6 protein-coding genes are annotated in these 6,000 nt (G+C 37.2%); 5 read left to right on the top strand and 1 reads right to left on the bottom strand.

The genetic code is table 11. The annotated features are described in order from the left end of the window. The first annotated feature begins 25 nt into the window (after nucleotides 1-25). A complete protein-coding gene (locus RU96_RS09870) occupies nucleotides 26-1,465 on the top strand; it encodes an MFS transporter (protein ID WP_071865371.1) in 1,440 nt (479 codons plus the stop codon). Continuing rightward, entirely contained in the window at nucleotides 1,458-1,934 is a 477-nt protein-coding gene (locus RU96_RS09875) for a YbaK/EbsC family protein (protein WP_071865372.1), read from the top strand. The genes RU96_RS09870 and RU96_RS09875 overlap by 8 nt, the downstream gene beginning before the upstream one ends. Before the next feature lie 105 nt (nucleotides 1,935-2,039). Here RU96_RS09875 and RU96_RS09880 read toward each other — a convergent pair whose 3' ends face one another. Continuing rightward, on the bottom strand, nucleotides 2,040-2,792 hold the full coding sequence (locus RU96_RS09880) for a MurR/RpiR family transcriptional regulator (RefSeq protein ID WP_071865373.1): 753 nt from the start codon (nucleotides 2,790-2,792) through the stop codon (nucleotides 2,040-2,042). A 165-nt stretch (nucleotides 2,793-2,957) separates the two neighbouring features. Here RU96_RS09880 and pfkB point away from each other — a divergent pair, with 165 nt between their 5' ends. From pfkB to RU96_RS09895, 3 genes are all read left to right on the top strand, one after another. Next, a complete protein-coding gene (gene pfkB / locus RU96_RS09885; protein WP_071865374.1) occupies nucleotides 2,958-3,908 on the top strand; it encodes a 1-phosphofructokinase in 951 nt (316 codons plus the stop codon). Between the two features lie 31 nt (nucleotides 3,909-3,939). After that, nucleotides 3,940-5,370 carry a PTS fructose transporter subunit IIC gene (locus RU96_RS09890; RefSeq protein WP_071865375.1) on the top strand — a complete coding sequence of 477 codons (1,431 nt, stop codon included), beginning with the start codon at nucleotides 3,940-3,942 and terminating at the stop codon, nucleotides 5,368-5,370. Between the two features lie 65 nt (nucleotides 5,371-5,435). Beyond that, nucleotides 5,436-5,891: a fructose PTS transporter subunit IIA gene (locus RU96_RS09895; RefSeq protein ID WP_071865376.1), complete on the top strand. Its 456-nt coding sequence runs from the start codon at nucleotides 5,436-5,438 to the stop codon at nucleotides 5,889-5,891. Nucleotides 5,892-6,000: the final 109 nt, after the last annotated feature.

Raw genomic sequence — 6,000 nt, forward strand, 5'->3', positions numbered from 1 at the left:
TTTTTTTGTAGAAAGGAAGTTTTATATGCAGACATATCAAGAAGATAAGGTCGTTCAAAAAAATCGCTGGTGGATTTTGGTAGCTGTTTCGATGTTTACCTTTATGTCCACATTGGATGGTAGTATTGTCAATATTGCCTTGCCGACTATTTCAAAAGATATGCAAGTACCAATGAATCAATCAGAGTGGATTGTATCCATTTATTTAATGATGGTTTGTGCCTGTTTATTATTATTCGGTAAAATTGGCGATAGCTGGGGTAAAATTAAAATTTATCGGATTGGGACGCTAATTTTTGTGATTGGCTCTTTGCTGTGTGGTTTTAATCATTCTTTGACTTTCTTATTGTTTGCCCGCGTGATTCAAGCGCTAGGTGCGGCAATGACGATGGCAACAAATACAGGAATTATTACTGAAGTGTTCCCGATGAGTGAAAGAGGTCGGGCATTGGGGATGATTGGTGCTTTTGTTTCGCTGGGTTCTATTGCAGGCCCTGGTTTAGGTGGTTTGATTTTAGCGCATTTTTCATGGGCTTATATTTTTTGGATTAATGTACCAGTGGGAATTATTACCATGATTATTAGTGAAAAATTCTTACCAAAAGATATTACTTTAAGCGGTCAAAAAATTGACATGGGTGGTTTTGCTGCCGTTGCCGCTACAATAATGACCTTCTTTGGTGGTGTCTTTTTAGGACAAGAACATGGATTTTTAACCCCTATTCCTTTACTTTTATTTGTTTTGGCGATTATTAGTTTTGTTGTCTTTTTATATGTAGAAAAGAAAGTAAAATTGCCTTTGATTACATTTAGTATTTTCAAAAACAAAGTATTTACGATGAGTTTAATTACAGCGTTGTTAATTTTTTCTTCTAACTTCTTTGTTAACGTTGTGATTCCCTTTTACTTACAAAGTGCCCGTGGACTTTCACCAAGTTATGCTGGACTTTTAATGATGGTCTTTCCATTTTTAATGGTCATCGGCTCTCCTTTAAGTGGGTATCTAACGGATAAAGTTGGACCAGAAATTTTAGTTTTAGTCGGTTTAGGGATGTTATCTGTGACACAGCTGATGTATATGTTTATGCAAGCTGATTCACCTTTGTGGTATTACGTGATTGCAACTGCTATCATGGGGTTAGGGAATTCATTATTCCAATCACCTAATAACACGATGGTTATGAGTAGTGTCACCAAAGAAAATCTGGGCGTAGCTGGTAGTTTGAACTCTTTTGCCCGCAATTTAGGGATGGTTATCGGGATTTCACTGGCGACGACAATTTTATACGATGCCATGAGTTCTAAAATGGGCGAGCGCGTTACAACTTATATTGCCAATCGACCAGATGTCTTTATTTATGGAATGAAAATTACTTTTCTAGGTTCTTTTTTCCTATGTTTAGTGGCGCTATTTTTAACGCTTTATCGCGTGAAAAAACAAGGAGGCATCCGCAAACATGTCTAATGCAGTGGAAGAGTATTTAACTGAAAAAAATGTTCCTTTTGAAAGCTTTACTTTTGATGTAAGTGATGAAGAAAATGGCCGTGCTGAAGCGGAAAAACTACAGTTAGCTGTGACGACGATTTATAAGACGTTGGTTTTAAAAGGGAATAAAACAGGAACTGTCATTGCTTTAGTACCTTTAGATGGACGTTTGGATTATAAAAAAACGGCCAAAGCTTCAGGTAATCGTAAAGTTGGCTTTCCACCGATGGAATATGTCCTAGAAGCAACGGGTTATCCTCATGGTGCGAATACGCCAATCGGGATTTTCATGGCACATCCTGACTATGTCCAAGTCTTTGATACTAGCATTTTATCCCATGAAGAAGTGATTGTTTCTAGTGGTCAACTCGGCCACAGTGTAAAAGTTGCTGTGAAGGACTTACTAAGTTTAATTGAGCCAATTCAAGCTGATATTTTAGCAGTGTAATCTTTCATAAAAAAGCTATCTCTTTGCGCTTTTGTACTGACCTTAAAAAGTTAGATTTTTCGACTGACTTTTTGGGCACTACATTGAGCGTAAGGGATAGCTTTTTTAGTTACTATTTGCGGTCCGTAATGCATAAGAGTCTAGTAAAATGCGGGCCATAATGGAAAGGGGTAGGCGCGAGCGTACTTCGTAATCAGGGAAAAAAGAACCTTCTGATTTAAAACCGATAAACGGAATTTCAATGTATTCCATAATTGAAGAGTAGCGACTAGCAGTAAGTAAAACCGTCCCGATTTCTGCTTTATAACAATTTTTAGCGGCAACAACTAATTCTTCGGTCTCGCCGTTTAAAGAAACGAAGATCACAACATCGTCTTTGGTGAGTTTACGCGAAATATTGCGAATGATGTTGGGATCGGTATGGAGTTCACAATATTTATTTGTCAGTTGTAATTTGACCATCATTTCTTGGGCAATTAATTCAGAAAAACCACGAGCAAAAATCATAATCCGCTTTGCAGCGTGGATGCGCTGAATCGCATCTTCAATATTACCGATTTCAATCATATTAATGGTGCGGATCACTTCTTGCTCATTTTTTAAAATCGCCATTTTAATACCTTCGTCAATTTTGTCTAAATGGGAGAAATTGATGTTGGTATTTTCTTTTTCTTTTAAAGAATGTTTAAAAGCTGTAAAGCCCTCATAGCCTTTCTTTTTCATCGTGCGGACAATGGTTGCTGTAGAAACATTGGCTAATTCACTTAATTTGACGATGGAATAATGAGGAATGTTTGTTATATTTTTTTGAATGAAATCCCATAGATATTGTTCTGATTCGCTTAATTTTACCTCCATAATGATATCCTTTCTGAATGGTAGTTGTTATTATTGTAACTTTATCACAAAATAAAATGATGTAAAGCGCTTTTATAAAGTGAAAAGTTTTTCAGCTCTTTTTTTACTATTTGAAAACATTTACATAATTTTTTGGTACATAATGAAAAAGAAAGGAGGGGCAAGATGATTTATACATGTACTTTGAATCTAGCAATCGATTTATTTATTGAAACAGATAAAATGCAAGCGCATACGGTCAATCGTACCAATGACGATGACATTCAAGCTAACGGCAAAGGAGTTAATGTTTCATTAATTTTAAAACAATTAGGGATAGACAATACCGCACTTGGTTTTCAAGCGGGTTTTACCGGACAATACATCAACGATTTTTTAAAGGAAAAAGCAATCAGCACTCATTTTATTGAAGTTCCTGGTATGACACGCATCAACGTCTTTACCCAAGTGAATGAAACAGGAGAGGAATTTAAACTCGTTAATAAAGGACCCAAAATTCCGACAGAAAAAGTTACCGAATTTTTACACACGTTAGAAGAATTATTACAGTCCGGTGATTATTTATGTGTTTCTGGCAGCTTGCCACAAGGGGTTGCTCCTGAAATTTTAGTTTCAATTAGCCAAATTTGTAATGAAAAAAACGTCAATCTTATTATCGACAGCAGCTACAAAGAAGTTTTAAATTGCTTACCGTATAAACCTTTTTTACTAAAACCAAATGAAGAAGAATTAGCCGCTTGGTACGACGTAAAACTAAAAACTAAACAAGATTATCTTGTATATGCCAAACGTTTAATTGCAGACGGTGCACAAAATGTTTTACTTTCTTTAGGTGGTGACGGCGCGATTTTTATTAACAAAGAAATGGTTTTAGCCGGCAACTCCCCTAAAGGTAAAGTAGTCAATACAGCTTGTGCGGGGGACACATTATTAGGAACTTTTCTAGCTGGGGTTATTAATAAAAAACCGGTTGATAAAACGTTGAAAAAGGCGATTGCTGCTGGTAGTTCAACTGCTTTTCGTCAAGGATTAACGGATTTTTCTGATGTGGATCAGTTAGAAGCACAAATTAAAATTGAAACTATAGAAACTAGTAAAGAAGAAGTTTCAGCATAAAAAAGATAAAAAGAAATGAGGAGAGTAGAAAATGGCAAAATATCAAATTATTGCAGCAACAGGTTGTCCGACCGGTATTGCCCACACTTATATGGCCCAAGAAGCTTTAGAACAAGCGGCAAAACGCAAAGGAATCACGATTAAAGTAGAGACGCATGGTCAAGTCGGAGTCGAAAATGAGCTGTCTGCTGACGAAATTAAAAATGCCGATGCGGTGATTATTGCCGCTGATAAAGATGTTCATGCCGAACGTTTTGCTGGTAAGCGAATTATTGATGTTTCTGTAAGTAAAGGAATTAAAGAAGCGGATCAATTAATTGATGATGCCCTTAATGGCAAAGGAAAAGTTGCTGCTATCAGTGAAACTGTTTCAGAAGCACCAGTAGAGTCTGGTCAAATGAATTTGGGGCGGAGCATTTATAAGAACTTGATGAACGGTGTTTCCCACATGTTGCCATTTGTTGTCGCAGGTGGTGTTATTATTGCGGTATCTTTTGCAATTTGGGGCGTTTATTCTTTTGATCCAAATGATCCAACTTACAATGCGACGTCTGCTATGTTCAAATCAATTGGGGATGCGGCGATGGGAATGATGGTGCCGATTATGGCAGCTTATATCGCAGAAGGAATTGCCAAAAGACCGGGCCTAGTTGTCGGTTTTGTCGGTGGTTTACTAGCTAATTCTGGTGGTGCTGGTTTTCTAGGTGGGATTTTTGCCGGTTTCTTAGCAGGATACTTTGTCTTATTATTGCAACGCTTGTTAAAATTTTTACCAAAACAATTAGATGGACTAAAAGCAATTTTCTTATATCCAGTAATTGGTGTTGCTGTAGTGGGAACGATTATGGCGCTTTTAGCTGGTCCAATGAAGACTATTAATGAAGGAATGATGAGTTTCTTATCTGGTTTTGAAAATTCTTCACCATTAGTATTAGGGATTATCGTCGGTTGTATGTGTGCTTTTGACATGGGTGGTCCAGTTAATAAAGCAGCCTACGTAACGGGTACGGCACTTTTAGCGCAAGGTAATAGTAGTTTTATGGCAGGCGTTTCAGCTGCTTGTATCGCACCACCACTTATTACCGGGTTTGCGACATTGTTCTTTGGCAAATATTTTGAAACCAACGATCGTAATGCTGGGTTAGTTAACTTTATCTTAGGGTCAACCCATATTACAGAAGGCGCAATTCCTTTTGCCGCTAAAGACCCATTACGCGTATTGCCAACTATGATGTTAGGATCTTCGATTGCAGCTGTTTTGACCTATATGTTTGGTGTGCAAGTACCTGCGCCTCACGGTGGTTTCCTAGTATTACCAGTGGTAGATGGAAAATTACAATGGGTATTTGCCATCTTAGTTGGTTCCGTTGTTGGTGGCGTCATTCTTGGGTTAATACAAAAAAATCGTGTTAGTAAAGAAGCAACCAAAGAAACAACAACCAAAGTAGAAGTACAAGCTTAATAAAATGAGTTAAAAGTTGCAGGAGGAAAAAAACTGCTGCAACTTTTTTAAGAAAGGTGAAAACCATGAGTTTGATCAAAACAGATCACATTTTTTTAAAAGAAAATTTAGCTAACCAAGAAGAAGTAATGCACTTTTTAGCTGCCAAAGCAACAGCATTGGGACTTTCAAATGATGAAAATAAAGTATATGAAAAATTATTAGAACGAGAAGCTGAAGGTACTACGGGGATGATGGATGGTTTTGCGATTCCCCATGCAAAAGATGCAAGTATTAAAGAAGCTGATATTGTCATTGTTAGTTTAGCTAAGGCGGTGGATTGGCATAGTTTAGATGGTAGTCCCACGGAATTTATTATCGCATTATTTATTCCTGATTCTGAAGCAGGGACAACGCATTTGAAACTTTTATCCAATGTCGCGCGTCTTTTAATGCATCAAGAGGTGACAAAAGGTTTAAAAGAAGCCACTACACCAGCAGCAATTGCAGCATTATTAAATAGTAAATTAACAGAAAATTAAGGAGAGTTTTCATGACAACCGAAGCAAAAAAAGCCTATATCAAACAATTAAGTGACAAAAACGGTGTGATTTCCGCACTAGCTATTGACCAACGGGGCGCTTTAAAGAA

The sequence above is a fragment of the Enterococcus canintestini genome (genome assembly GCF_001885735.1).
GTDB lineage: Bacteria > Bacillota > Bacilli > Lactobacillales > Enterococcaceae > Enterococcus_C > Enterococcus_C canintestini.